The sequence below is a fragment of the Williamsia sp. Leaf354 genome (assembly GCF_001424365.1).
In the GTDB taxonomy this organism is placed as follows: domain Bacteria; phylum Actinomycetota; class Actinomycetes; order Mycobacteriales; family Mycobacteriaceae; genus Williamsia_A.
Map to the genome: position 1 here is coordinate 33,200 of NZ_LMPL01000001.1, position 24,751 is coordinate 57,950.

Consider the following 24,751-nt stretch of genomic DNA (forward strand, 5'->3'; position numbering starts at 1 on the left):
GCCAGGGGTGTTAGCCTGGCCCGATGGCCACCCATCCGCCGCCCGAGCTGCTCCCCGACCGTGGGGAGTGGACGCTCACGAACGCGAACTGCTCGATCGCCCGCGCCCTCGAGGTGATCGGCAACCGGATCTCGCTGCTGCTGCTCCGCGAGGCGTTCTTCGGCACCCGACGTTTCGACGACTTCGCCGAGCGGGTCGGGGTGTCGGAATCGGCCGCGGCGAAGCGGCTGGGAGAGCTGGCCGCGGCCGGGATCCTCGAACGCCGTCCCTATCGCGAGCCGGGACAACGGGAACGGCAGGAGTACCGACTCACCGCCAAGGGCGGTGAACTCCGCGTGGTGCTCACCGCCCTACGTGACTGGGGCGACCGATGGGAGGCACCCGAGCCCGGACCCCCGCTGCACACCGTGCACCGCGACTGCGGCGCGACCGTGCACGCCGAGATGCGCTGCACCGATGACCATCTCGTTCCCCGACACGAGACCGCGCTCGCCGCGGGCCCTGCACCCGACACCGAGACCCCCGAGGACCACACATGACCGACCGCACCCGCACCGTCACCTGGGACGACCCGATGGCCACGGCGTCGGCCGCGCAGGGCCGCACCGGCCTCGAGTTCATCCGCGCGCTCGCCGCCGGCGAGGTGCCCGCGCCGCCGATCATGCACCTGACCGGCGCCACCCTCGTCTCGGCCGAGTCCGGTCGCGTCGTCTTCGCGCTGCAGCCCGCCGAATACCACTACAACCCGATCGGCTCGGTGCACGGCGGCATCCTCGCCACCCTGCTCGACTCCGCCGCGGGCTGCGCGGTGCAGACCGTGCTCGACGAGGGGGTCGGCTACACCAGCCTCGACCTGTCGGTGAAGTACCTGCGCGGCGTGCGCGCCGACACCGGCGAGATCACCTGCACCGGAACGGTCGTCCACGCCGGGCGCCGAACCGCGCTCGCGCAGGCCGAGATCCGCGACGGCGACGACCGATTGCTCGCCTCGGCCACCAGCAGCTGCGTGATCCTGCGACCGTGACGCCTACGCGTCGGTGATGGCCTCGAGGGGGTTGGTCCGCGCGGCGCGCACGGCCGGCCACAGCGCGGCCAGCACGCCGACGAACGCGGCCGCCACCAGCGTGATCCCGATCAGGCCGTACGGCAGCACGGCGGTGGTGATCCCGAGATCGCGGAACGTGCGCACCAGGGCGATGCCGATACCGCTGCCGAGGATGACGCCCAGCACGGCACCGAAGATGGCGATCAGGACCGACTCGACGTAGATGGTCCGGCGGACCTGGGCGCGGGCCATGCCGATCGCGCGGAGCATCCCGATCTCGCGTTTGCGCTCGATCACCGACAACGCCAACGTGTTGATGATGCCGAGCACCGCGATCACCAGCGCCAACCCGAGCATGCCGTAGAGCACGGCCAACATCTGGTCGATCTGCGACGACGCCTGCCCGACGAACTGCGCACGGTCCTCGACCTGCACCGTCAGGAAATCCTTGGTGGCGGCGGTCAACTCGGTGCGCAGCGCATCGACCGATTCCCCCGGCGCGGCCTTCACCAGCACCAACAGATCCGATCGATATCCGGCGGGCACCAGCTTCTCGTAGGCCCCCTCCCCCATCTGCCAGGGGTCGAGGATCTGTGAGTCCTTGTAGATGCCGGACACCGTGACCGGCACCGTGGCGCCGTCGTAACCGGTGAACGTCAGCACCTGGCCGCGTTTCCAGCCCTTCGACTCACTGGTCTTCTCCGAGATGATCATCCCGTCGGACGGGATCGATTTCGACGCGCCGTCGAGCATCTCGTACGGCGTGACCGCACCGAGGTCACCGGTGGGCGAGATGCCGCTGACCGCCTGACCGTCGACCTTGGCGGCGACGATGCGGAACGACACCGCGGTGCCCACGCCCTGCGCCTTGCCGGCCGCGGTGACCACCGACGTCGGCAGCGCACCCTGATCCGACGTGGCCAGCACGAGATCCGCCGACAGGTTCTTGTTGATGGCGGTGTCGATCGACCCCTTCAGACTCGACCCGAACGTGCCGACCACCGCGACGAGCATCAGTCCGAGGGTGAGCGCGAAAGCCGTTGCCGCCGTGCGTCTCGGATTGCGCACCGCGTTGGTTCGGGCGAGCCGACCGATCTTGCCGAACGGAGCACCGAGCACCCGGCCGAGTGCGCCGACGAGCGGCCGCGACAGCGCCGGGGCGAACAACACGACCGCGATGATCATGAGGAGTGCGCCGCCACCGACGGTCGACGCGTACTTCGCTCCCTGTCCGGAGGTGCCGATGCCGATGACCGCGACACCGACGACGCCGAGGATCGCGCCGGCGAGGGTGCGCCGCCTCAGCGACGAGGCGCCGTCGGTGGCGCTCTCGCGCATCGCCTCCACCGGGGACACCTGACCCGCACGCCGCGCCGGGGCGTAGGCGCTGATCATCGTCACGACGATGCCCACGGCCATGCAGGCGATCACCGCGCTCGGCGTGAGTTCCAAGGGCGCACTGGGCAGTCCCGAGGTGGAGGTCGTGACCGCCTTGAGGATCGCCGCCAACCCGACACCGACACCGAGCCCCACGAGGCCGCCGAACAATCCGACCACGAACGCCTCGAGCAACACCGACCGGGTGATCTGTCCGCGTCCGGCGCCGATGGCGCGCAGCAGCGCGAGCTCCTTCACCCGCTGGGCGATGATCATCGCGAAGGTGTTGTAGATGATGAACGTGCCGACGATGAGCCCGATCGCCGCGAACGCCAACAGGATGTAGTTGAAGACGTCGAGGAACTGGTTGACCCGGTCCTTCTCCTCCTGCCGTACCTGGGCGCCGGTCTGGGCCTTGTAGTCGTCGCCGAACGCGGCCTGCACCCGGTCGGTGAGCGTCTGCGCACTCACCCCCGGTACCGCCGCCATCTCGATGAACGCGGGCCGGTCGTCGGCGGAGAACAGTTGCCGGGCAACCGATTCCTCCACCTGGACGTTGACGTACCCGCCGGTGTCCTGGGGGAGGTCGACGATGCCGACCACGGTGACCTTCATCGGCGTGGCCGCACCGCGGCTCACCACCAGCGTCGTGGTCGACCCGACCGAGAGGCCGGCCTCCTTCGCCGCACTGGCGTTGAGCGCGATCTCACCGGTCCCGACCGGCGCGCGACCGCCGGGTTCGAGCATCGACTCCGTCGTCGACAACGCCTCGGCGGGCGGCGTGAACGCCGTCCCGACACTGGGTGCGCCACCGGTCTGCAGGGCGGTGCCGTCGGCCTTGGCGATGGTGACCGTGGCCGAGTAACGCGGGACGATCTTGGCGATGCCCAGCTGCGACTTCTCGGCCTCGAGGCGGTCGAGCACCGCGGTGTCGACCCCCGACGCCCTCGACTCGGCCGGGCTCAGTCGGGTGTCGACCCCGAGCGCCACCTTGTCGAAGATGTTGTCGAACGCCGTCGAGATGGTCCCGGTGAAGATGATCGACCCCGCCACGAACGAGGTGCCGAGCACCACCGAGAGGACCGTGAGCACGAGTCGGACCTTGTGCGCGGCCAGGTTTCGCAGTGAGACCCGGCGCATGGTGGACGCCGAACTCATGCGTCGAGGTTCTTCATGTAGGCGTACACGTCGTCGGCCGACGGCTTGTGCAGCTCCTCGACGATGCGGCCGTCGGCGAGGAACACCACCCGGTCGGCCCAGCTCGCGGCACGCGGGTCGTGGGTGACTATGACGACGGTCTGACCGAACTCGTCGACCGCGGCACGCAGGATGCTCATCACCTCACCCGAGGACCGGGAGTCGAGGTTGCCGGTCGGTTCGTCGCCGAAGATGATCGCGGGCTGCCCGACCAGGGCGCGGGCACAGGCCACCCGCTGCTGCTGGCCGCCGGACAGCTCACTGGGGCGGTGACCGAGGCGCTCACCGATGCCGAGGCGGTCGACGACGGTGTCGAACCATTGCTGATCGGGGGTGCGGCCGGCGATGTCGAGCGGCAGGGTGATGTTCTCGCGTGCGGTGAGGGTGGGCACGAGGTTGTAGGACTGGAAGACGAACCCGATGCGGTCGCGACGCAACCGGGTCATCTCCTTGTCGCCCAGCGAGGTGAGATCGGTGTCACCGATGGTGACCGACCCGCCGCTCACCGAATCGAGGCCGGCGAGGCAGTGCATCAGGGTCGATTTGCCCGAACCCGACGGACCCATGATCGCGGTGAACTCCCCCGAGCGGAACGACAACGAGACGCCGCGCAGGGCCTCGACCGTGGTGTCACCCGACCCGTAGGTCTTGGTCACATCGGTTGCGCGCGCCGCGATCTCCGCACTCGTCGACTGTTCTGCTGCTGAAACGCTCATGTCCGCCTTCCGACCGGGGCACCCGTGTGGCCTGTGCTCACACGAGATGATCGCCCGCGACGGTCACCGTCGTCATCGGGGCAGTCCCTGATCTTTTCCCCCACCATCATCCACGGCGGACGGGGGTGGGCGGAGGAGTGACCTAGAAGCGCAGCGCCAGCAGGTGCAGCTTGGTGTGCTGGGTCGGGTTGTTGAAGTTGTCGTCGCTGATGAGGATCAGCGCGCGACGGTTGTCGGACAGTCGCGGTCCGAAGGCCATTCCCTCGACGTTGTCCGGGCGCAGCAGCGGCACCGACGCGAAGTCGTAGACCAGCGTCTTGGGCATCACCGTCTCGCGACCCGAGAGGCGGTTCACCCCGGTCACCGAGGTGGCGCCGCGGGTGGTGGAGAAGAAGACCTTGATGTCGTTGCGGCCGGTCGCGGGATCGAATCCGCGCTCGAGGACGAGGAAGTCGGTGGCGTTGACGGCGAGGATCTCCGAGACGCCCTTGCTCGCACGGTTGCTCGCATTCCGCGCGAGCGGATCGGTGCGGTACACGTACTCGTTGGTGCCGCCTCGGGCGCCGTAGACCAGCAGCCGTGAGCGGGTGCCCGCGGCCTTGGTGGGGGCGGGACCGTCCTGGCGCAGGGCCTGCTCGGTCATCAGGGCGATCGAACCGCCCGGGGTGACCGCGAGGCCCTCGAAACCGTCGTTGACGGCCAGGCCCGACGACCGGCCCGGGAGGTAGGCACGCGGGATCGGCAGATCACGCACGAACAGCCCGGGCGGGGTGATCACCCGGACGAACGGACGTGCGCCCTCGCTGGACACGACGTAGTTGCCACCGAGCTTGCGGATGCCCTCGAGGTCGGCGCCGCCGGGCAGGATCGGCACGTTGCCGGGCCCGAGGATGGTGCCGCCGCCGTTGATCTGCGGGGTGGCCGAGGCGAACATGCCGTCGGAGGTGATCGGCAGACCGAACTGGTAGTACCGGGTGGCGCCGTACTGGACCTTGTCGTCGCTGACCGCGACGTAGTTGCCGCCACCGATGTTGTCGATGCCCGACAGTCCGCCGAAACGGGCGGGGAACGGGATGAAGTTGTCGGGCACGGTCATCGTGTCCACGTAGCGCGCCGACGGCCCCCGCAGCCCCGGAGCGGCCGACGACGGTGCCGACACGACGGTGCCGACCGCGAGCGCGCAGCTCAGGAGGAGGACACCGAGAGAGGAACGACGCGCGCCGGAGCGACTGAGACCCATGAGGCGGGATGCTACCGGCACCGTCGGAACCCGCACCAGACCAAGTACCGCAAAGCGGCGATGCGAGATCGGAAAGTGACCGGTCCGGGTGCGTCCGGTGATGTTCGTCGCGTTCAGCTCAGACGCTGCTTGAGTGCGGCGAACTCGTCGGCGATCCCGGTCGGGAGCTTCTCACCGACGAACTCGAACCACTCCTCGATCGACGGGATCTCACCGCGCCACTCGTCGAGGTCCACCGCGAGCGACTCCGCGACGTCGGCGGGCGACGCGTCGAGGCCGTCGAGATCGAGCGCCTCCGGTGTCGCGACGATGCCGATGGGGGTCTCGACGCCGTCGGCGGTGCCCTCGATGCGCTCCACGATCCACTTCAGCACGCGGCTGTTCTCGCCGAATCCGGGCCACAGGAAGCGCTTGTCGTCGCCACGACGGAACCAGTTGACGTAGAACACCTTCGGCAGCTTCGACTCGTCGGCGTTCTTGCCGAGGTCGATCCAGTGCTGCAGGTAGTCGCCCACGTTGTAGCCGAGGAACGGCAGCATGGCCATCGGGTCGCGGCGGATGGTGCCGACCGTGCCCTCGGCGGCGGCGGTCTGCTCGGAGCCGACAGTCGCGCCCATGAACACGCCGTGCTGCCAGCTACGGGCCTCGGTCACCAGCGGGACGGTGGTCTTGCGACGACCGCCGAACAGGATGCCCGAGATCGGCACACCCTGCGGGTCGTCCCACTCCGGCGCCATGATGGGACACTGGCTCATCGGGGTGCAGTAGCGCGAGTTCGGATGCGCGGCAGGCGTTCCCGACTCGGGGGTCCAATCGTTGCCCTGCCAGTCGACGAGGTGATCGTGTTCGCCCTCGAGACCCTCCCACCAGATGTCGCCGTCGTCGGTGCGGGCGACGTTGGTGTACATCGTGTTGCCGGCCTCGACAGTCTTCATCGCGTTCGGGTTCGACGACCAGTTGGTGCCCGGCGCCACGCCGAAGAACCCGAACTCGGGGTTCACCGCGTAGAGGCGGCCGTCGTCACCGAAACGCATCCAGGCGATGTCGTCGCCGAGGGTCTCGGCGCGCCAGCCGGGGATGGTCGGCTGGATCATCGCGAGGTTGGTCTTGCCGCAGGCGCTCGGGAACGCCGCCGCGAAGTAGTAGGCCTTCTCCTCCGGGCTGATGAGCTTGAGGATCAGCATGTGCTCGGCCAGCCAGCCCTCGTCGTGCGCCATGGCCGAGGCGATGCGCAGCGAGTAGCACTTCTTGCCCAGCAGCGCGTTGCCGCCGTAACCCGAACCGAACGACCAGATCTCGCGGTCCTCGGGGAAGTGGGTGATGTACTTCGTGGTGTTGCAGGGCCACGGGACGTCGGCCTCGCCGTCGGCCAGCGGCGCGCCGAGCGAGTGCAGCGCCTTGACGAAGAAGCGGTCCTCGCCGAGCAGCTCCACGACCTGCGGGCCGACGCGGGTCATGATCCGCATCGACAGGACCACGTACTCCGAGTCGGTGATCTCGACACCGAGCTTGGGGTCGTCGGCACCGAGCGGGCCCATGCAGAAGGGGATGACGTACATCGTGCGTCCGCGCATGCAGCCGCGGTACAGATCGGTCATCGTGGCGCGCATCTCGGACGGGTCGACCCAGTTGTTGGTGGGGCCGGCGTCGATCTCGTTCTTCGAACAGATGTAGGTGCGCGACTCGACGCGGGCGACGTCGGCGGGATCGGACGTCGCGAGGTAGGAGTTGGGCTTCTTCTCCTCGTTCAGCTTCACGATGGTGCCCGCGGCGACGAGATGATCGGTCAGCCGCGTCCACTCCTCGTCGCTGCCGTCGGACCACTCGACGCGATCGGGCTGGGTGAGCTCGGCGATCTCGGCGACCCAGGCCAGGAGCTCGGCGTGCCGGGTGGGGGCGTTGTCGGGATCCAGACCGGGGATGGTCGCTGAGGTCATCTGTGCATCTCCTGCGTGGCCGTCCGGCGTGGGGTCCGCAGCCCCCGCCGGGAGTGTCCGTCGCCGGTGACGGACATGGTGTCCGCCCAGGTTACTGGTTCAGGCAGGCCGTTCGCCAAACGGGTGAGCGATCGCACGCTCGGTCATCGCAGGCGCCCGATGTCGGTGCGGACCCACTCGCCGGTGGCGGTGTCGAGGCGTCGCGATTCGTAACCCCCGTCGGCATCGACCTCGGTGATCGCGTCGATCTGACCGTCGTGATCACTGTCGGTGTAGACCGTCATGCCGTCGGGTCCGATCCGCGTGAGCGAGTCGGCGACACCATCGGCGTCGGTGTCGGTCTCGGCGGGCCCGAGGTCCCAGATCCGGTCGCCGTCGGCCATCCACAGGTTGTCGTGGGGGTCGTGGGCCGGGTGTGTCGCCATCGCCGGGTGGACCAGATGGTCGTCGAGATCGTCGACCCCGGCCTCGTCACCCTGATCGAACGCGTCACCGATCTCGATCATCACTGCTTCCCTTCGCCGATTGCCCGTCCGTGTTCGGACGTCGCGACGGCCCGTTCGGTTCCACCCGCCCGCACACCGCGGATCTGGGCGTCGACGGCCGCGACCTCCTCGGTGAGGAGGCGCGCCCGACGCTCGTAGTGTCGCGTCACCTGTCCGGCGACGACGGGTTCGGCAGCGGTGATCCGGTCGAGGAGGTCGTGCTCGATCGTCGCCCGCGCCTCGCCGACCGCCTCGGTGGTCCAGGTGCGGACCGCGGTGCGCAGTGCCGCGACCCGGCGCAGCCGCACCACCCCGATCGCCATCACCACGCCGATCACGAGGGCCACCGGCATGGTGATCCACTGCAGGGTGTGGACCTGCGCGAGCGGTGTCACCACCAGGCGTCCCAGGGCGGCCCCACCCGACGCACCGAACAGAACCAGCAGCGCATCCTCGGCCCCGCGGCGACGCGCCGTCTGCGGTCGCAGCTGCACCGGCGGGCGGGGCGGGGTGGACGCGACGGGCGCGACCGGTTCGATACCGAGCAGCGCCACCGCCCGGATCTGATCGAGGTCGGTGCGCACCCGGGCATCGAGACGGTCGCGGAGATGGGTCATCGCGGCGGCCACCCACTCGGCGTGGGCGGCGACATCGTCGTCGCGCAACCCGGCGACGGTGTCGCGCGAGGTGGCGCCGATGTCGCGGACTCCGGCGTTGAGGTCGGCCACGGCACGGGCGCGGATGCTCGCGAGACCCGATCGCAGCGCGGCCAGTCGATCGGCGCGGCCCCGATCGCGTCCGCGCACCAGGCGCGCACGGGTCGCGGCGAGGTCGGCGGCCGATCGGCGGCGCGCCACACGGACATCGTCGTCGGAGTCGCGCGGTGTGACCGGAGGCGACTGTCGGATCCAGCCGAGGAGTTCGTCGACACCGGATTCGTCGACCGCGCCGGCGACGGCGGCCGCACCCGACACCGCGAACACCGGCCACCGGCCGGTCGGGTCGAGCACCGCGCGGCTGGCCCGGGCGTTGGTGGGCCAGTCCCAGAACGCGTCGACCTTCGTGCACACGACGGCGACCGTGGTCGCGACCGCGCGCAGCCGGGCGAACAGGGCCGCCTCCTCGTCGCCGACCACCGACGACGGGTCGATCACGAGGAGCCCGACGCGAACGCGAACCGACGGGGCGAGGTCCGCGGGTGCCAGGCGCACCACCGGCAGCCCGGGGTCGACGACGCCGAGGGCGTCGATCAGCGTCGTCACGCCGCTGCGGCCGACCCCCACGACCACGACGGTGTCGGGGTTCACGTCCCCGACCCCGCGAGGGTTCCGGGCTGCAACCGGCCGAGGGCCGCCTCGATCTCGTCGCGAGCGATCCCGGCCGCGGCGAGACGATCGAGTCGGTCGACGACGACATCGCGGCGGCGGACCCCGACCGCGGGCAGGGTCGCGGCGACCGCGAGTCGCAGCTGCGACACCCCGCTGTCGGCCCGGAGCGCCGCACTCAGCTGTCGCCGGTCGAGTCGGCGGCCCTCGAGGCGCGCGTCGTCGACGAGGTCGAGGGCGGTGAGGATGCCGAACTGGTCGAGCCGACGCAGCAGACCGGTGCGCAGGGCCTGCTCCTCGCGACCACCGACGATGAAGTGCGCCGCCATCGACGGCATCGGTTCGTCGGTCGCCACCATCGTCTCGAGCAGCGCGAACTCCTCGTCGGTGAGGTCGGCGCACCCCAGCAGCGGCATCACCGGGTGCACCGGGCGGCGCAACAGCGACGCGATCTCGTCGGCGGTCGACCGCGCGACCTCCCACGACCCGAGGGTGTCGGCCTTGCCCAGCACCACCAGCGTCCGTTCGACGGGCAGATGTCGCAGCGCGGCGTGATCGGCGGCACGCGGCCACCCGACCACCACGTAGATCCAGAGATCGGCGTCGGCATCGGCGTCGTCGTCACCGGGACCGATCGGCGCCACGTCGAGGTGGTCGCGGACGGCGCGGGCGAGGGTGTCGCGGCCGGTGCCGGGCCGACCGTGGACGGCGACCCGGAGTCGGTCGTGCACCTCGCGTCGGGCATGAACGATCTCGGGGCGGTCGTCGAAGCGGTCGCCGAGGGCGTCGAGCAGGGCTGCGGCGTCGGCCAGCGGACCGTCGGAGAACAGTGTCCCGGACACCGCCACACCCTGCACGTCCATCGACCCCTCACCCTCTTCCGCTGCTGCCCGACTGTCCCCCGGCCTCGCGATGCGCCACCATGGCAGGGTGGACCCCGACCAGTACGCCCCCGATTCCCATGCCACGGGCACCGACACCGTGCCCGACCCGATCGATCATGTGGAACGCGCGCGGCTCTATCCCCGGGTGACCAGTTTCCGATCGCGACGCGGCGCTCTCACTCCCGCCCAGCAGCACAACTGGGAGACAGTGTGGCCGATCATCGGTCGCGATGCGACGGATTCCCCCCTCGACGTGCACGCATGGTTCGGTCGCACCGCGCCGGTGATCATGGAGATCGGCTGCGGCACCGGGACATCGACCGCGGCGATGGCGCACCTCGAGCCGCAGTTCGACGTCCTCGCGGTCGAGGTCTACAAGCCCGGTCTCGCCCAGCTCATCGGCATGATCGTCCGGGAGGACATCGACAACATCCGCATCGTCCGCGGTGACGCGGTCGCCGTGCTGCGCGACATGATCGCCCCGGCGTCGCTGTTCGGCGTGCGGGTCTTCTTCCCCGATCCGTGGCCCAAGGCCCGCCATCACAAGCGGCGGCTGCTGCAGACCGGCACGCTCGCACTGATCGCACAGGCGGTCGTCGACGACGCCGTCGTGCACATCGCCACCGATCACGCCGAATATGCGGAGTACATCGCCGAGCAGCTGGCCGAGCAGGATCTGCTGGTGCCGTTCGACGGCGAGGCACCGTTCTCCCTCGATCGTCCGACCACCAAGTTCGAGGGTCGGGCCGATCGCGAGGGACGCCCGGTCACCGAGTTCGTGTTGCGCCGCATCCCCCGGGACGCAGCCTGATGTCGGGCCAGAACGGTGGTTCGGCCACCGAGGCGCCCGGCGTCGCGCGCACGATCTCCGGGGGCAGCCCGGCACCGCGGTCGCTGCTGATCTGGGACGCGCCGAACCTCGACATGGGACTCGGGGCGATCCTGGGTGGGCGTCCGACCACCTCGCACCGCCCCCGGTTCGACGCCCTGGGCCGCTGGCTGCTGACCCGCACCGCCGACCTGTCGGTCGCGGCGGACGACGGCTCCCGCGACATCGAGCCCGAGGCGACCGTCTTCACCAACATCGTCCCCGGAAGCGCAGATGTCGTGCGGCCGTGGGTCGAGGCGTTGCGCAACGTCGGTTTCGCCGTGTTCGCGAAGCCGAAGGTCACCGAGGACAGTGACGTCGACTCGGACATGCTCGACCACATCGAGTTGCGCAGGCACACTGTGGGGTTAGCGGGACTGATCGTGGCCTCGGCCGACGGTCAGGCCTTCCGGGAACCGCTGGAGGAGATCGCCGCCGAGGGTGTGCCGGTCACCGTCCTCGGTTTCCGGGAACACGCCAGTTGGGCGGTGACGTCGGAGGTCATCGAGTTCGTCGACCTGGAGGACATCGCGGGCGTGTTCCGCGAGCCCCTCCCGCGGATCAACCTCGATTCGCTGCCCGACGACGGCGCCTGGCTGGCGCCGTTCCGCCCGCTGTCGGCGTTGCTCAGCGGGCGCACGCACTGAGCGACCACACGGCGGAGATCCCGTCGGGAACGATGACCTGAGACAATCGTGGCGAGTTCGCCCCCTTCGCCCGCCTCGCGGCGGCGCGTCCGGTGGGGGCGTGTCCGCCCGACTGGAGAGGATGTAACCGGTGTTCGGAGCCATAGGCACATTCGTGTACCGGATGCGCTTCGCCGTCATCGCGGTGCTGATCGTCCTGATGGGAGGCCTCGGCCTCTACGGGCTCACCCTCGGCAAGCACCTCAGCCAGAGCGGGTTCTTCGACGACGGGTCGCAGTCGGTCGCGGGCTCGCAGCTCGCCGACAACACCTTCGGACGCGACCACAAGTCCGACATCGTGTTGCTCATCACGCCGCCCGCCGGCACCACCGTCGACAACCCCGAGTTCGGCACCAAGGTCGAGAAGTTCGTCACCGACCTCATCGCGGCGCACCCGAATATCGTCAACCGTGACGATCCCGGTCTCATCGACCCGTTCCTCTCCGCGACCGGCGGTGCGTCGAAGGCCGCCCAGGAACAGATCCGGGCGCAGACCTTCGACGCCTCGAAACAGCACGCGTTCATCAGCATCGGCGTCAAGGGTGACAACGACACGACGATCCTGAACAACTACAAGACCATCCAGCCGTTCTTCGAGAACATCGCCCAGCGCTACGACCTGCCGGGTACGACCTTCCAGCTCGCCGGGTTGCAGCCCATCGCGGGCGGCATCTCCGACGGCGTCGCGAAGGACACCACGCGAGCCGAGCTCGTCGCGCTCCCTCTGGTGGCGATCATGCTGTTCTTCATCTTCGGCGGTGTGGTCGCCGCGGTGTTGCCGGTCATCATCGGCGGACTCACCATCGCCGGCGCCACCGGCATCCTCAACGCCCTCGCCCAGGCCACCGAGGTCAACTACTTCGCCCAGCCGGTCATCTCGCTGATCGGCCTGGGTATCGCCATCGACTACGGGTTGTTCATCGTCAGCCGGTTCCGAGAGGAACTCGCCGAGGGCTATCCACCACCGTTGGCGGTGAAACGCACGGTCATGACCGCGGGGCAGACCGTGGTGTTCTCGGCCACCATCATCGTCGCGGCGCTGGCGTGTCTGCTGCTGTTCCCGCAGGGATTCCTCAAGTCGGTGGCCTACGGCGCGATCTGCGCGGTGAGCCTCGCGGCGCTGCTGTCGATCACCGTGCTGCCGGCGATCCTCGGCATCCTCGGCCCGCGCATCGACATGCTCGGCTTCAAGTTCCTGCGCAAGACCAAGACGAAGAAGGAGATCGAGGCCGGGTTCTGGGGTCGGCTCTCGGGCTGGGTGATGCGCCACCCGCTCAAGACCGCGATCCCGACCGTGCTCCTCCTGCTGGTCCTCATCGTCCCGTTCAGCAACATCTCCTTCGGCGGCATTACCGAGAAGTACCTGCCGCCGGGCAACGACTTCCGTGTCGCCCAGCAGGACTTCGACCGCATCTTCCCGACGCAGCGGACCGAGGAGATCAAACTCGTCATCCGCTACGACGAGAACAGCAGCGACGACGGCGCGAAGCTGCAGCAGATCGCCGACGAGGCCAACGCGATCCCCGGCTTCACCAAGAAATTCAGTCTCGACAGCGGTCAGGGCGCGCTCACCGGGAGCATCGAGGGCACCACCACCGGTGTCGTGCAGATGTCGGCTGGACTCGTCGACCGCGACACCGCGGGCGATGCGGTGAAGGCGCTGCGGGCGATCAACACCCAGGGCCTCACCATGTACGTCGCGGGCACCCCGGCGCTCACCCAGGACTCCATCGACGCCCTGCTCGACAACCTGCCGTTGATGGTCGTGCTGCTCATCTCGGTGACGTTCCTGCTGATGTTCCTGCAGTTCGGGTCGGTGGTGCTGCCGATCAAGGCCGCGCTGATGTCGGCGCTCGGACTCGGTTCGACCCTCGGCGTCCTCACGTGGATCTTCATCGACGGCCACGGATCGGGGCTGTTCAACTTCACGCCCGGCCCGTTGATGTCGCCGGTGCTGGTGTTGATCATCGCGATCATCTACGGCCTGTCGACCGACTACGAGGTGTTCCTGCTCTCCCGCATGGTGGAGGCCAGGCAGCAGGGCGCCACCACCACCGAGGCGATCCGCAGCGGCACCGCGCACACCGGCCGGATCATCACCGCCGCCGCGGCCATCCTGGTGGTGGTCGTCGGTGCGTTCGGCTTCTCCGAGATCGTGATGATGAAGTACATCGCGTTCGGCATCATCGCCGCACTCCTGCTCGACGCGACGGTCATCCGCATGCTGCTGGTCCCCGCGGTGATGAAGCTGCTCGGTGACGACTGCTGGTGGGCACCGAAGTGGATGCAGACCGTGCAGCGCAAGATCGGTCTCGGTGAGACGATCCTCGACGACGAGCCCGGTCGCGCCGCGATCCCCGGCACCCAACGCGACGCCGGGACCGTGGTGTCGCAGGTACCGACCACCGCGTTGGTCGCTCAGGGGCGTCCGGCGCCGCAGCGCGGTCCGGCGCGGCCCGCGGGTCCGCCCGCAGGGGCCCGACCGGCCCGTCCCGGTGCACCCGCCGAGCAGGGTCGGGGACCGGTACGCCGTCCCGAGGTCCCCGGTCCCCGACCGGCACCCGAGGGCGTGCGCCGTCCCCCGCCGCCGCCCGACAGCGGACCCATCGCGCCCCGTCGACCCAGCCGCGAGACCATCCCGTCCGGGTCGCGTCCCTCGGGTGCGCAACCGTCGGAGCCGAGCGCACGTCCGTTCGCGCCGTCGCGACCCCCGCGGACGTCGGGTTCACGACCCGACACCGGCGGGTGGAGCCTCGGTGACAGCGGCATCCGCCTCGGCGGTGCCATCAGCGCCCGTCCACCGAGCCACGACAACAACGGCACGGTGAGCGGTAACGGCAACGGTGCCACCGGGAACGGCAACGGGCGTCCGAGCTCACCGCCGGTGTCGCGGCCGATACCCGTCCCCCCGGCCGGGAACGCACCGCGCCCCACCCGTGCACCGCGGCCCGAACCGGCCGATCCCGAGGTGGGTTCGAACGGTTCCGATTCGGGCGGGCGGCGTCACGAGCGGGGCGACGGCCAGCAGATCTCGGTACAGGATCTCCTGCGGCGGACGACGTCGCGTCGTCCCGATCAGGACTCCTGACCGGTCCGGGCGTACCTCGCCCCGAGGGCGAGCAGGACCAGACCGACCGCGATGAAGGCGCCGACCCGGAAGCCGCCGTCGAGGGTGGCGAGGTCGAACACGATCAGCTTCGCGACCGCCGCGGCGGCGAGGGTCAGCGCACCGGCGATGGGTGCGATGCGCGCCGGGCCGGCGGGGACCCGACCCGCGAGCACCAGCGCCGCGCCGGCGGCGCACACCCACACGATGGTGGCGGCCATGTGGCCGGCGAGGAAGCCGGTCCCGGTGCCGCCGGTCGCGACGCCCGCGGTCACCGCGGTGGCCGTGATCCCGTAGAGGGCGACCACGCCTCCGAGGATCCACTGCCACACCTCCTCCGCCAGACGTGACGCGACCACCGAGGCCGTCGTCATCGCCGCGACGGCGAGCAACAGTCCTCCGACGATCGACGACGTCGCGGTCGCCGTGTCGGTGACGGTCGGGTCGACCAGTGACTCCAGGCGCGTGGTCGACAGGTAGCCCAGCGCACCGACGCCGGTGAGGGTGAACCCGATCCCGCGGCCGAGCACGTCGTCACGGCCGACGACGGTGACCATCACGGCCAGCCCGATGAGCACCGGCACCGCGACCGGCCCGCCGAACGCCGTGGGCACCGCGATCAGCGCCGCGACCGCGGCGAGGACCCCCCACGTGATGCGCTGCGGCTCGGTCAGGTGCGAGCGGCCGAGGGTGACCGCCGCGGTCAGCGCCACGGCCACCACTGCCGTCGCGCCCGCCGCGAGCGGACGATCGATCGCCGTGCCGCACACCAGGACCGGGACGGCGCCGAGCGCCGCGATGACGGCGTGGGCGGTGTCGCCGCGGGTGAGCAGGCTGCCACCGAGCGCGATCGTCGCGGCCAGCAGGCAGGCGACGGCCAGGGCCCACTGATCGAGACTGCTTGCGTCCGAACGGCTCTGCGCCACCGTCACGATCGTCGGGACCAGCCAGAGCGCGGCAGCGGCGACGCGGGCGTACTGCAGGTTCGCCCACGGTGCCGCGGTACCGAACCCGAGGCCGAACGGCAGGGTGATCGCGGCGAGCACCAGCATGAAACCGATCAGCGGCAGTCCGATGCCCCCGGCGACGAACGGAGCCGCGCCGATCAGGGGCACCACCACGAGCAGGGCGAGGTGTTCCGAAGCCCAGCGTCGCGCCAGCGACAGACCACCGACGGCCACGACGCCGGCGAGCACGAGTCCGGCCACCGCGGGGAGCCAGTGATAGATCCGCGTCATCGCCACGATGTCGAGATAGGCCGTACCGACACCGGTCGCCACGAGCGCGATCGGGCCGACGCGGGAACCCCGACGGCGGTCCCGGGCGCCGATCGCCACGAGCGCGGCGGCCAGCAGACCGCCGGCACCGACCCGGACCTCGGGACGCAGGATGCCGGCCTGTGCGGCGAGGACCAGCAGCAGCACGACACCCACCAGGGTGACGCCCACCCCTGCGACGGCGAGGATCGTGCCGACCAGTCGGCCGTCGGTGGCCGAGGCGGCCCGGCGCAGCAGCGAGGGTCGGGGCGGGTGGGGCGGCGCAGGCTGCCCGGCCCACGGCGGCGGGGTGGTGCGCCGCGGCGGGACGAACGGAGGAGCGAGGCTGGGCGGATAGAGGACGGGCGGGTACGCGACGGGCGGGGGCTGCCACGCCGCCTGCGGGGGCGCGGGCGGCATGGGCGGTGCGGGCCTCGGTGGTGTCGGGACCGGCGGTGCGGGCTGCGGTGGTGGGGGTGTCGGGGCCGGCTCGGGACGCACGGCGGTCATGGTGGTCCGCAGATCGGTGAGATCGGTGGACATCTGCGCCATCTGGCGCGACAGGGACGCGAAATCCGACGACACCTTGGACAACACGGTCCAGTCGGGGCGCGGAGGGCGAGCTTCGTTGTCGGTCATGGACTCATGCTCGCCGGACGCGCCGTCATCGAGATGAGTACGACTACTCAGCCCAGCTGGGGGCTTACCCGTCTGGGCTCGGGATCAGATCTCGTCGGCGCGGATGATCCGGCGCCGCACCGAGACCAGGTGCACCTCGGGTCGACTCGCACCGTGGCGTTCGAGGCGGTCGACCACATCGGTGACGTGCGTGCGGTCGGCCGCGACGACCGACGCACCGATCCCGGCCCGGCGATGCAGGTCGAGGTGATCGACCTCGGCGACCGACACCCCGAACTTCCGGTGCATCTCGGTGACCATCGGCCGCACCAGCGACCGCTTCTGCTTCAGCGAGTGCACGTCTCCCAGCAGGAAGTCGAACTCGATCCATCCGATCCACATGTGCCGTCGATGGTACTCATCCGTCGAGGCCGTGCTCGATCGCGTACCGCGTGAGCTCGACTCGGTTGCCCAGCTGCAGTTTTCGCAGGGTCGACTGCACGTGGTTCTCCACCGTGCGGTGACTCAGTCCGAGCTTGGTGGCGATCTGCCGCGCGGACAGTCCTTTCGCCACGAGCCGCAGCACCTCGGTCTCGCGCTCGGTGATCGGCGGTGTCGGGTTGTCGGTGTCGGCGTCGCCGCCACCGGCGATGCGGCGGAACTCGCCGAGCACGAGTCCGGCGAGACCCGGTGTGAACACCGCCTGGCCCGCCGCGGTCGCGGTCACCGCGTCCCCCAGTTCGCTGCGCGAGGCGCTCTTCACGAGATAACCACTGGCGCCGGCCTTCACGGCGGCGAGCACGTCGTCGCGTTCCGACGACGCCGACAACACCAGTACGCGCGTCGTCGCCGACGCCGACATCACCCCGACGGTCGCGTCGACGCCCGTGCCGTCGGGCAGCTGCATGTCCATGAGCACGACGTCGGGTGTCACCGCACCGGCACGCGCCACCGCGGCACGGACACTGTCGGCGGTGGCGACCACCTCGAAACCGTCCTCGGCGAGGTCCCGGGCCACCCCATCCCGCCAGATCGGGTGGTCGTCGACGACCATCACGCGTACCGCTGTGGTCTCGGTCATCGGTCCCTCGTCCCGTCGTGTGCCGGCCGCGGCACGGTCAGTTCCCATTCGGTCCCCGCACCCGGCTCCGAGTCGAGTATCGCGCGGCCACCGAGGGATTCGACGCGACCCACGATCGACTGCGCGATCCCGAGACGACCCGACGCCGCGGCCGAGGCGACCCGCCCCGGCTCGATCCCGACACCGTCGTCGCGCACGCTCACCACCACCGACTCCCCCAGGTCCTCGAGCAGCACGAACACCCGAGCGCCCGCACCGGCATGGCGCGCGGCGTTGTCGAGAGCGTTGTCGACCGCCGCCAACAGCTCGGCGGCGACCACGGAATCCAGCGTCACGGCCTGCCCCGGGGCGCTGACCGTGACGCGGTCGGACTCACGGGACCGCAGCATCGTCGCGACGTCGCTGGTCGTACCGGTGCTGTCGGGGATCCCGGGTGCGCTGAGCAACGACCGCAGCACCCGCTCCTGATCGGCGGCGAGATACGCGAGATCTTCGGTGGGGCCGCCGATCTCGCGGCCACGGCGGGCGATGAGCGCGAGCACCTGCAGCACGCCGTCGTGGACGTGACGCGAGAGCCGTTCGCGTTCGTCGGTGGCCGCGGCCAGGCGGGTCGCCTCGGCCAGACGCGCCGACGCCCGCCGCGCCGTCACCGCGCCCATGCCGATGATGACGCCGACGGCCAGCAGGATCACCACCGCCGCGTTGCGGCCCAGATCGATGTTGACGAAACCCTTCACCACCGTGCTCGACACGATGACCGCGGCCGCCGCGACGCCGCCGAACACCGGGCCGGCGAGGATGGCGACGGAGATGACGGCATTGGTGGCCCACAGCGTGGTGGGCAGCGACTGGTTGTCGGCCCGCCACTGCTCACTCGCGATCAGCAGTGTCGAGAGCATCAGGGCGCACGTGAGGACCAGCTCCGCGATCACCCAACCGACGTTGCGGCCGTTGCCCAGCAGGTAGACCGCCGCGAACACCCCAGAGCTCACAGCGACGACGGCGAACACCGCGGCCCCGAATGCGGGATGGTCGAGATCGCCGTTGACCGCGATCTGGAACCCGAGCGCGTAGACCACCGTCAGCAGCCGGTACGCCTGCGCCGCGCGCCACAGCGGAGCGACCGCGTCGTCGGGGCCGCGACGGTTCATCAGCTCGTCGAACCCGGCGGCGGGTCGTCGGCGGTGTCGGGGGTGTCGGCGGGCGTCTCGGGCTTCGAGCTCTCCCGCTTGGCGAGGTCGACGGGATCGCTCAACGGGGCGGGCCCGTCACGCCCCGGGGCGTCGGGGTCGTCCCATGTCGGCGGGTCCGGGCGTGCGGCGTACATGCCGACACGTGTCTCCGACTCGTGCTCGTCGGCATGGGTCTGGTCGTACATCGACCGCACCGCGGTGTTGAGGAACGCGATGATCGGTACGGCCAACAGACCGCCGATGATGCCCGCCGAGACGATGCCGGCCGCGATCCCGAGGACCACGGCCACCGGGTGCAGGCGCACGGAACGACCCAGCAGGAACGGCTGCAGCACATGACTCTCGATCTGCATCACCGCGACCACCACGGCGAGCGCGATCACCGCGGCGATCCAGCCCTTCGTCACCAGCGCCACGAGCACAGCGAGCGATCCGGTGACCAACGCACCGACGATCGGGATGAAGGCGCCGATGAACACCAGCGACGCGAGCGGCAGGGCGAGCGGCACCTGCAGGATCGCCAGTCCGACACCGATGCCGACGGCGTCGACCATCGCGACCGCGACCGTCGCACGGACGTAGCCGACCAGGGTGCCGAAACCGGCCCGACCGGCCTGGAGCACCTTCGACCGACTGCCCCGGGGGATGAGGCGGGTGACGAACTCCCACACCTGGCCGCCGCCGAACAGGAAGAAGATCATGAGGAACAGCAGCAGCAGGGCGCCGGTGGCGAGCTGGGTGACGGTGGTCGCGGTCGCGATCGCGCCGGTGGTGATCTTGTCCTGGTTGCGCTGGAGCATCGAGACGAAATCGTCACCGACGTGGTCGAGTTGGGCCTGCCGGAGCCCGAACGGCCCGTCGACGAGCCACTCTTTGAGCGTGTCGATGGTGCTGGTGACCTGAGTGGTGAGGTCGGGCAGTCCGTCGATGAACTGCTGCACCACGAAGGTCAGGATCCCGGCGAGCGCGCCGATCGCGACGATCATCGTCAGCGCCACCGCGACGCCGCGATTCATGCCCTTGCGGTCGAGCCAGTCGACCACCGGGACGAGGAACGCCGTGCCCAGGATCGCCAACGCGACCGGCACCACGACCTCTTCGAACTCGTGGGCCACCCGCAGCACGAGGTAGGCCCCGACCCCGATGACGATGAGCCGCCACGCCCACTGCGCCGCGGCTCGGACCAGCGGATGCACCGCCGTCGCATCGTTCACCACGCAACAGTATCCGAGGGAGTCGACTCCGCTACCACCTCGAAAGCGGGCTTCGAGGGGGGTTGTCGATAAGGTAAGGCCCCATGACGGCTCAGTCCGGCGACGCCGCCGACGACGCGAACGCCCCCGTGGCGCCCGCGCGACGTCGGTTCTGGTGGGTCCGCTGGGTCGCGTTGGCCCTCGTGGTCATCGTCCTCACGGTGGAAGCCGTCCTCGTCTGGCCCAAGCTCAAAGAGGCGTGGGCGAGCATGGGCAGCATCCACTGGGGGTGGGTCGCCGCGTGCATCGTCGCCTCCGGCCTCTCGATGGACAGCTTCGCGCAGGTCCAGCGCGCGCTGCTGCGCTCGGCGGGCGTCGCGGTGTCCCAGATGAAGTCGCTGTCGGTGGTGCTCGCCGCGAACTCCGTCAGCCAGACGATGCCCGGAGGCAACGTCCTCGCACCGGCCTTCACCTACCGCGAGACCCGCAAGTGGGGCGCCACCCCCGTGATCGCGTCGTGGCAGGTCGTGATGTCGGGCCTGCTGATGGGCGTCGGGCTCGCGGTCCTCGGCCTCGGCGGTGCCCTGCTGGCTGGCGCCAAGACGAGCCCGTTCTCGGTGATCTTCTCCATCGCCGGTTTCCTGGCGTTCGTGATCGCCGCCCAGTACGTCGCCGGGCACCCCGAGTCGATCAAGAACATCGGCACCCGGTTCCTGCACGCCGTGAACCACCTCCGCAACAAGCCCGACGAGCACGGCGTCGAGCGCTGGCACCAGATCGTCGACCAGCTGCGCGCAGTGCAGCTCAACGGCAAGGACACCGCCATCGCCTTCGGGTGGTCGCTGTTCAACTGGGTCGCCGACGTCGCGTGCCTGGCCTTCGCCTGTTACGCGGTCGGCGGTGAGCCCAGCATCTCCGGACTCGCCGTCGCCTATGCCGCGGGCAAGGCCGTGGGCACCGCGTTCCCGCTGCTGCCCGGTGGTCTCGGTGTCGTCGATGCCGTCCTCGTCCCAGCGCTCACCTCGGCGGGCATGGGTGCGGGCGAGGCCGTCACCGCGGTGCTCATCTACCGACTCATCAGCTACCTGTTGGTGTCGTTGGTGGGCTGGGTGGTCATCGTGTTCCGCTTCCGGTCGTCGATCGGCGCCACCGAGCACGACATCGAGGCACACGAACACGGCGGTGACAGAGAACGGTCTCCCGATGGGGACACCCCACCGTCTGCAGCTGGAGGCCACCCGTGACATCACCGACCCGTACGCGCCCGATCGCGCTGGCCGCAGTGTGCGACGTCGTCGCAATCCTCGTGTTCGTGATCATCGGCCGGTTCAACCACGACGACGGGCTCACGATCCCGGGGATCTTCTCCACATTCTGGCCGTTCGCGATCGGCGGCGCCGTCGGCTGGTCGATCGCCTACGTCATCGCCCACGTCCGCTCCGGTGAGATCGGCGACCACGATTTCCGTCCCGAGAACCTCGTCCCCGACGGCGTCCTCACGTGGATCGGGGCGGTCGCGATCGGGATGATCCTGCGCGACCAGTTCGGACAGGGTGTCGCGGTCAGCTTCGTGATCGTCGCGACGATCGTCCTCGGGGTGTTCCTCCTCGGATGGCGCGCCGCCCGCGGTCGCCTCGCCCGCAGGGCCGCCCGCCCGTAATTCGCTGGCCGCGGGGCACACGGCCACCTAGTGTCGATCCCCATGAGTTCGCGATCGGTCACCGTCTCTGCGCTGAGTCACCGATTCCCGGACGGCACAACGATCTTCGAGAACGTCTCGGTGTCACTCGCCGGCCACCACGTCGGCATCGTCGGCGCGAACGGCGGCGGCAAGACCACCCTGATCCGTCTCATCACCGGCGACCTCACACCCACCTCCGGATCCGTCGACCGACCGGCGAATCTCGCGGTGGTGCCGCAGGATCTCACGGCGGCGACCGGCCGACGGATCGACGAGCTCATCGGGCTCGCCGACCTGCGGGGTGCATTGGCGCGCGTCGAATCCGGCGGCTCCGATGCGGGCGATCTCGATGCGCTGGAGGGGAACTGGGATGTCGAGGAGCGCGCCGTCGCCCTGTTCGGTCGGCTCGGCATGGCCCACCTGGTGGCGCAGCCGCACGATCTCGGCCGGGTCGTCGGCGAGCTGTCCGGGGGTGAGGCGACGCTGATCGCGATCATCGGTGCGCTGCTGCGTCGACCCGATCTGCTGATCCTCGACGAACCGACGAACAACCTCGACCACCACGCCCGCGGGCTGTTGCTGGAGGAGATCGGGCGCTTCGGAGGTCAGGTCCTCACCATCAGCCACGACCGCACCCTCCTCGCACACGTCGACACCATCGCCGAGGTGCGCGACGGCGCCGTCCGCACCATGGCCGGCGACTTCGACCACCACCTCGCGGTCATCGCCGCCGAACAGCAACGGGCTCAGGAGGTCCTGGCCACCGCTCGGGGCCACGAGGCCCGACAGAAACGCGAGCTCGTCGAGTCCCAGACCGTCATCGCCCACCGACAGCGATACGGGAAGAAGATGTCCGCGCAGAAGCGCGAGCCGAAGATCGTGATGAACCAGCGCAAGCGGTTCGCGCAGGAGTCGGCCGGCAAACTCGTCGGCGGACACGAGCGTCGGCTCGCCGAGGCCGCCGCCCTCGCCGACGACGCGGCCGACGCGATCCGCGACGACCGTGAGGTCCGCGTCGACCTGCCCGGCACCGAGGTCCATGCGGGTCAGGTGGTGCTCGCGCCCACCCGTCTGTCGATCCCCGCCGGCGAGGTGGACATGGCCATCACCGGGCCCGAACGGATCCATCTGCGCGGACGCAACGGCAGCGGCAAGACGACCCTGTTGCGGGCTCTCCTCGCGGCGCCGCCCGCGGTGCCGACCGGATACCTGGCCCAGGTGCACCCCGACCCCGGCCCCACGGTGTCGCCCTACGAGCTGGTGTCGCGCACCTCACCCGGCCTCGGGATGCAGGAACGCCGGGCAGGCCTGGCGCGCATGCTGTTCCGCGGCGACGACGCCGACCGCGCGTGGGAATCGCTCTCGGGTGGTGAGCGGGTGCGCGCGGCGTTGGCCGCGGTGTTGTTCGCACGACCGGCCCCGCAGCTGCTGATCCTCGACGAGCCGACCAACAACATCGACATCGTCACCCGCGACCATCTCGCGCAGGCCCTCGCCGATTTCCGTGGCGCGCTGGTCGTGGTCGGTCACGACGACCACTTCGTCGGCGAACTGGGCATCACCCGCGTCATCGACCTCGACACCCTCTGACCGATCAGGACGTCCGGGGCACGTACCGGTCGAGCCATTTGACGATGGCGTCGCGCATGGTCTTGGCGCCGGCCGTGCCGGGTGAGGACGTGTCACCGATGCCGTGGCCGAGGGCGGGCAGTTCGACGTAGCGGTTCGGCACCCCGGCCGCGGAGAGCTTCCCCGCGAAGCGTTTCACCGACTTCGCGAGCACCAGATGGTCGGCACCGCCCTGGACGATGAGGGTCGGCGGCGACTGTGCGGTGATGTGGTTGGCCGCGTCGACGTAGCGGTAACGCTCCGGGAAGTCCTCGGGCGAGCCACCGACGAACTGCATGCCGACGGTCTTGCCGATGGCCGAGTCGGCGTACGCCTGGGTCAGGTCGACCGCGGGGTAGCCACCCACCACCGCAACCACTTTCGGGATCTCGGCGGCGGTGCCGCAGGTGGGGGTGAGTGACTTCGTCACCGACATGTAGGCGGCGTTGATCGCGAGGTTGCCACCCGACGACTCACCGAACATCACGACGCGACTCGTGTCGAAGCCGTTGGGCTGTGCGTTGCGGGTGAGCCAGGTGAGCGCGCATCCCACGTCGCCGACCTGGGTGTCCCAGTTGTGCACGGTCGCCGACGCCAGCCGGAACTCGACGTCGAGCACCGCGTAACCGCGGTCGGCGAGGAATCGGTTGTACGGGTTGGGCCCCGGCGCCCCGGCCACGAACGCGCCGCCGTGGACGAAGACGACCACGGGATGCGGCCCGGCGCCGTCGGGGCGGTAGAGATCGGCGTGCAGCGTGGTGGCGCCGACGGTCCCGGTCACGACGCGTTGGTCGGGTCCGCGCCCGAGGTCACCACCGGGGGTCGGTGGGGTGAAGAACGCGAAACCGGCTCCGGCGCTCGCGACCCCGACGCTCACAACGATCATCGTGATCACCGACGCCACCGCACCGAAACCGGCGAACCCCGCGACGATCGTGCGCCGACGACTGAGGCCCTCGGGGCGCCACCGCCGCGGTCGCACCGTGCGGAAGATGAGCGCGAGCGCGATCAGTGCGATCACCACGTTGTAGATGCCGAGGGTGTCGCGCAGGGTGTCGATGGCGATGAACACGGTCTGGAAGAAGCCCGCCGCCAGGATCCACGACATCCACGGCACCGGCGTCAGGGCCAGCAGTTGCCCGACCACGGTGTAGAGCATGAGCAGCACACCGAAAAAGGCCGCGAGGAACCGCGAGAACTTGCGCATGCCGCCATGATGTCAGCGATCGGGTCGTCCCACCGACCCGGCTCGGGT

Annotated in this window: 21 protein-coding genes; 8 read left to right on the forward strand and 13 right to left on the reverse strand. The window is 70.0% G+C overall.

The window, feature by feature from the left end; translation table 11 throughout:
* The first annotated feature begins 23 nt into the window (after positions 1 to 23).
* The gene (locus ASG12_RS00155) at positions 24 to 539 is read left to right on the forward strand and encodes a winged helix-turn-helix transcriptional regulator (protein WP_055783974.1); all 516 of its coding nucleotides are present in this window, start codon (positions 24 to 26) and stop codon (positions 537 to 539) included.
* A complete protein-coding gene (locus ASG12_RS00160; RefSeq protein ID WP_055783976.1) occupies positions 536 to 1,024 on the forward strand; it encodes a PaaI family thioesterase in 489 nt (162 codons plus the stop codon). The genes ASG12_RS00155 and ASG12_RS00160 overlap by 4 nt, the downstream gene beginning before the upstream one ends.
* 3 nt (positions 1,025 to 1,027) lie before the next feature.
* Here ASG12_RS00160 and ASG12_RS00165 read toward each other — a convergent pair whose 3' ends face one another.
* The 7 genes from ASG12_RS00165 to ASG12_RS00195 form a co-directional block, all read right to left on the reverse strand.
* Positions 1,028 to 3,580: an ABC transporter permease gene (locus ASG12_RS00165; protein ID WP_055783978.1), complete on the reverse strand. Its 2,553-nt coding sequence runs from the start codon at positions 3,578 to 3,580 to the stop codon at positions 1,028 to 1,030.
* Positions 3,577 to 4,335 carry an ABC transporter ATP-binding protein gene (locus tag ASG12_RS00170; RefSeq protein WP_055783981.1) on the reverse strand — a complete coding sequence of 253 codons (759 nt, stop codon included), beginning with the start codon at positions 4,333 to 4,335 and terminating at the stop codon, positions 3,577 to 3,579. Before ASG12_RS00170 ends, ASG12_RS00165 begins: the two co-directional genes overlap by 4 nt.
* Positions 4,336 to 4,477: 142 nt before the next feature.
* The gene (locus ASG12_RS00175) at positions 4,478 to 5,575 is read right to left on the reverse strand and encodes an esterase-like activity of phytase family protein (protein WP_055783983.1); all 1,098 of its coding nucleotides are present in this window, start codon (positions 5,573 to 5,575) and stop codon (positions 4,478 to 4,480) included.
* Positions 5,576 to 5,688: 113 nt separating this feature from the next.
* Positions 5,689 to 7,512 (reverse strand): phosphoenolpyruvate carboxykinase (GTP), encoded by a 1,824-nt coding sequence (locus ASG12_RS00180; RefSeq protein ID WP_055783985.1) that lies wholly within the window; start codon positions 7,510 to 7,512, stop codon positions 5,689 to 5,691.
* A 143-nt stretch (positions 7,513 to 7,655) separates the two neighbouring features.
* Positions 7,656 to 8,018 carry a DUF6802 family protein gene (locus ASG12_RS00185; protein ID WP_082501729.1) on the reverse strand — a complete coding sequence of 121 codons (363 nt, stop codon included), beginning with the start codon at positions 8,016 to 8,018 and terminating at the stop codon, positions 7,656 to 7,658.
* Positions 8,018 to 9,304, reverse strand: coding sequence for a hypothetical protein (locus tag ASG12_RS00190; protein ID WP_055783987.1), 1,287 nt, complete (start codon positions 9,302 to 9,304; stop codon positions 8,018 to 8,020). Before ASG12_RS00190 ends, ASG12_RS00185 begins: the two co-directional genes overlap by 1 nt.
* Complete coding sequence (locus ASG12_RS00195; protein WP_055783988.1) at positions 9,301 to 10,185, reverse strand: hypothetical protein; 885 nt, start codon at positions 10,183 to 10,185, stop codon at positions 9,301 to 9,303. The genes ASG12_RS00190 and ASG12_RS00195 overlap by 4 nt, the downstream gene beginning before the upstream one ends.
* Before the next feature lie 49 nt (positions 10,186 to 10,234).
* On the opposite strand from ASG12_RS00195, the gene trmB reads away from it, so the two are divergent.
* The 3 genes from trmB (at position 10,235) to ASG12_RS00210 (ending at position 14,848) form a co-directional block, all read left to right on the forward strand.
* Positions 10,235 to 11,017, forward strand: coding sequence for a tRNA (guanosine(46)-N7)-methyltransferase TrmB (trmB, locus tag ASG12_RS00200; protein WP_055783991.1), 783 nt, complete (start codon positions 10,235 to 10,237; stop codon positions 11,015 to 11,017).
* Positions 11,017 to 11,721, forward strand: coding sequence for an NYN domain-containing protein (locus ASG12_RS00205; protein ID WP_055783993.1), 705 nt, complete (start codon positions 11,017 to 11,019; stop codon positions 11,719 to 11,721). The genes trmB and ASG12_RS00205 overlap by 1 nt, the downstream gene beginning before the upstream one ends.
* Positions 11,722 to 11,851: 130 nt before the next feature.
* The gene (locus ASG12_RS00210; RefSeq protein ID WP_055783995.1) at positions 11,852 to 14,848 is read left to right on the forward strand and encodes an MMPL family transporter; all 2,997 of its coding nucleotides are present in this window, start codon (positions 11,852 to 11,854) and stop codon (positions 14,846 to 14,848) included.
* Here the strand turns inward: ASG12_RS00210 and ASG12_RS00215 are convergent.
* The 5 genes from ASG12_RS00215 to ASG12_RS00235 form a co-directional block, all read right to left on the reverse strand.
* On the reverse strand, positions 14,836 to 16,761 hold the full coding sequence (locus tag ASG12_RS00215; RefSeq protein WP_055783996.1) for a DUF2339 domain-containing protein: 1,926 nt from the start codon (positions 16,759 to 16,761) through the stop codon (positions 14,836 to 14,838). The genes ASG12_RS00210 and ASG12_RS00215 overlap by 13 nt on opposite strands.
* A gap of 84 nt (positions 16,762 to 16,845) precedes the next feature.
* On the reverse strand, positions 16,846 to 17,142 hold the full coding sequence (locus ASG12_RS00220; protein WP_055783999.1) for a DUF503 domain-containing protein: 297 nt from the start codon (positions 17,140 to 17,142) through the stop codon (positions 16,846 to 16,848).
* A gap of 16 nt (positions 17,143 to 17,158) precedes the next feature.
* Positions 17,159 to 17,821 (reverse strand): response regulator, encoded by a 663-nt coding sequence (locus ASG12_RS00225; protein WP_055784000.1) that lies wholly within the window; start codon positions 17,819 to 17,821, stop codon positions 17,159 to 17,161.
* Positions 17,818 to 18,972 (reverse strand): MacS family sensor histidine kinase, encoded by a 1,155-nt coding sequence (gene macS / locus ASG12_RS00230; protein ID WP_055784002.1) that lies wholly within the window; start codon positions 18,970 to 18,972, stop codon positions 17,818 to 17,820. The genes ASG12_RS00225 and macS overlap by 4 nt, the downstream gene beginning before the upstream one ends.
* Positions 18,972 to 20,228: an AI-2E family transporter gene (locus ASG12_RS00235; RefSeq protein WP_235455666.1), complete on the reverse strand. Its 1,257-nt coding sequence runs from the start codon at positions 20,226 to 20,228 to the stop codon at positions 18,972 to 18,974. The genes macS and ASG12_RS00235 overlap by 1 nt, the downstream gene beginning before the upstream one ends.
* A gap of 83 nt (positions 20,229 to 20,311) precedes the next feature.
* On the opposite strand from ASG12_RS00235, the gene ASG12_RS00240 reads away from it, so the two are divergent.
* From ASG12_RS00240 to ASG12_RS00250, 3 genes are read left to right on the forward strand one after another with little or no spacing between them, the layout of a single operon-like run.
* Positions 20,312 to 21,451, forward strand: a complete 1,140-nt coding sequence (locus ASG12_RS00240; protein WP_082501502.1) for a lysylphosphatidylglycerol synthase transmembrane domain-containing protein — start codon at positions 20,312 to 20,314, stop codon at positions 21,449 to 21,451.
* Positions 21,448 to 21,867, forward strand: coding sequence for a DUF3054 domain-containing protein (locus ASG12_RS00245; RefSeq protein WP_055784004.1), 420 nt, complete (start codon positions 21,448 to 21,450; stop codon positions 21,865 to 21,867). Before ASG12_RS00240 ends, ASG12_RS00245 begins: the two co-directional genes overlap by 4 nt.
* 42 nt (positions 21,868 to 21,909) lie before the next feature.
* Positions 21,910 to 23,478 carry an ATP-binding cassette domain-containing protein gene (locus ASG12_RS00250; RefSeq protein WP_055784006.1) on the forward strand — a complete coding sequence of 523 codons (1,569 nt, stop codon included), beginning with the start codon at positions 21,910 to 21,912 and terminating at the stop codon, positions 23,476 to 23,478.
* Between the two features lie 4 nt (positions 23,479 to 23,482).
* Here the strand turns inward: ASG12_RS00250 and ASG12_RS00255 are convergent, their stop codons facing one another.
* Entirely contained in the window at positions 23,483 to 24,703 is a 1,221-nt protein-coding gene (locus tag ASG12_RS00255; RefSeq protein ID WP_055784008.1) for an alpha/beta hydrolase fold domain-containing protein, read from the reverse strand.
* Positions 24,704 to 24,751 lie beyond the last annotated feature (48 nt).

Excerpts from the sequence above, each read along its gene's own strand:
- ASG12_RS00155 (WP_055783974.1), top strand. The coding sequence starts at position 24 with ATGGCCACCCATCCGCCGCCCGAGCTGCTCCCCGACCGTGGGGAGTGG.
- ASG12_RS00160 (WP_055783976.1), top strand. The coding sequence starts at position 536 with ATGACCGACCGCACCCGCACCGTCACCTGGGACGACCCGATGGCCACG.
- ASG12_RS00165 (WP_055783978.1), bottom strand. The coding sequence starts at position 3,580 with ATGAGTTCGGCGTCCACCATGCGCCGGGTCTCACTGCGAAACCTGGCC.
- ASG12_RS00170 (WP_055783981.1), bottom strand. The coding sequence starts at position 4,335 with ATGAGCGTTTCAGCAGCAGAACAGTCGACGAGTGCGGAGATCGCGGCG.
- ASG12_RS00175 (WP_055783983.1), bottom strand. The coding sequence starts at position 5,575 with ATGGGTCTCAGTCGCTCCGGCGCGCGTCGTTCCTCTCTCGGTGTCCTC.
- ASG12_RS00180 (WP_055783985.1), bottom strand. The coding sequence starts at position 7,512 with ATGACCTCAGCGACCATCCCCGGTCTGGATCCCGACAACGCCCCCACC.
- ASG12_RS00185 (WP_082501729.1), bottom strand. The coding sequence starts at position 8,018 with ATGATCGAGATCGGTGACGCGTTCGATCAGGGTGACGAGGCCGGGGTC.
- ASG12_RS00195 (WP_055783988.1), bottom strand. The coding sequence starts at position 10,185 with ATGGACGTGCAGGGTGTGGCGGTGTCCGGGACACTGTTCTCCGACGGT.
- trmB (WP_055783991.1), top strand. The coding sequence starts at position 10,235 with ATGCGCCACCATGGCAGGGTGGACCCCGACCAGTACGCCCCCGATTCC.
- ASG12_RS00205 (WP_055783993.1), top strand. The coding sequence starts at position 11,017 with ATGTCGGGCCAGAACGGTGGTTCGGCCACCGAGGCGCCCGGCGTCGCG.
- ASG12_RS00215 (WP_055783996.1), bottom strand. The coding sequence starts at position 16,761 with ATGACCGACAACGAAGCTCGCCCTCCGCGCCCCGACTGGACCGTGTTG.
- ASG12_RS00220 (WP_055783999.1), bottom strand. The coding sequence starts at position 17,142 with ATGTGGATCGGATGGATCGAGTTCGACTTCCTGCTGGGAGACGTGCAC.
- ASG12_RS00225 (WP_055784000.1), bottom strand. The coding sequence starts at position 17,821 with ATGACCGAGACCACAGCGGTACGCGTGATGGTCGTCGACGACCACCCG.
- macS (WP_055784002.1), bottom strand. The coding sequence starts at position 18,972 with ATGAACCGTCGCGGCCCCGACGACGCGGTCGCTCCGCTGTGGCGCGCG.
- ASG12_RS00240 (WP_082501502.1), top strand. The coding sequence starts at position 20,312 with ATGACGGCTCAGTCCGGCGACGCCGCCGACGACGCGAACGCCCCCGTG.
- ASG12_RS00250 (WP_055784006.1), top strand. The coding sequence starts at position 21,910 with ATGAGTTCGCGATCGGTCACCGTCTCTGCGCTGAGTCACCGATTCCCG.
- ASG12_RS00255 (WP_055784008.1), bottom strand. The coding sequence starts at position 24,703 with ATGCGCAAGTTCTCGCGGTTCCTCGCGGCCTTTTTCGGTGTGCTGCTC.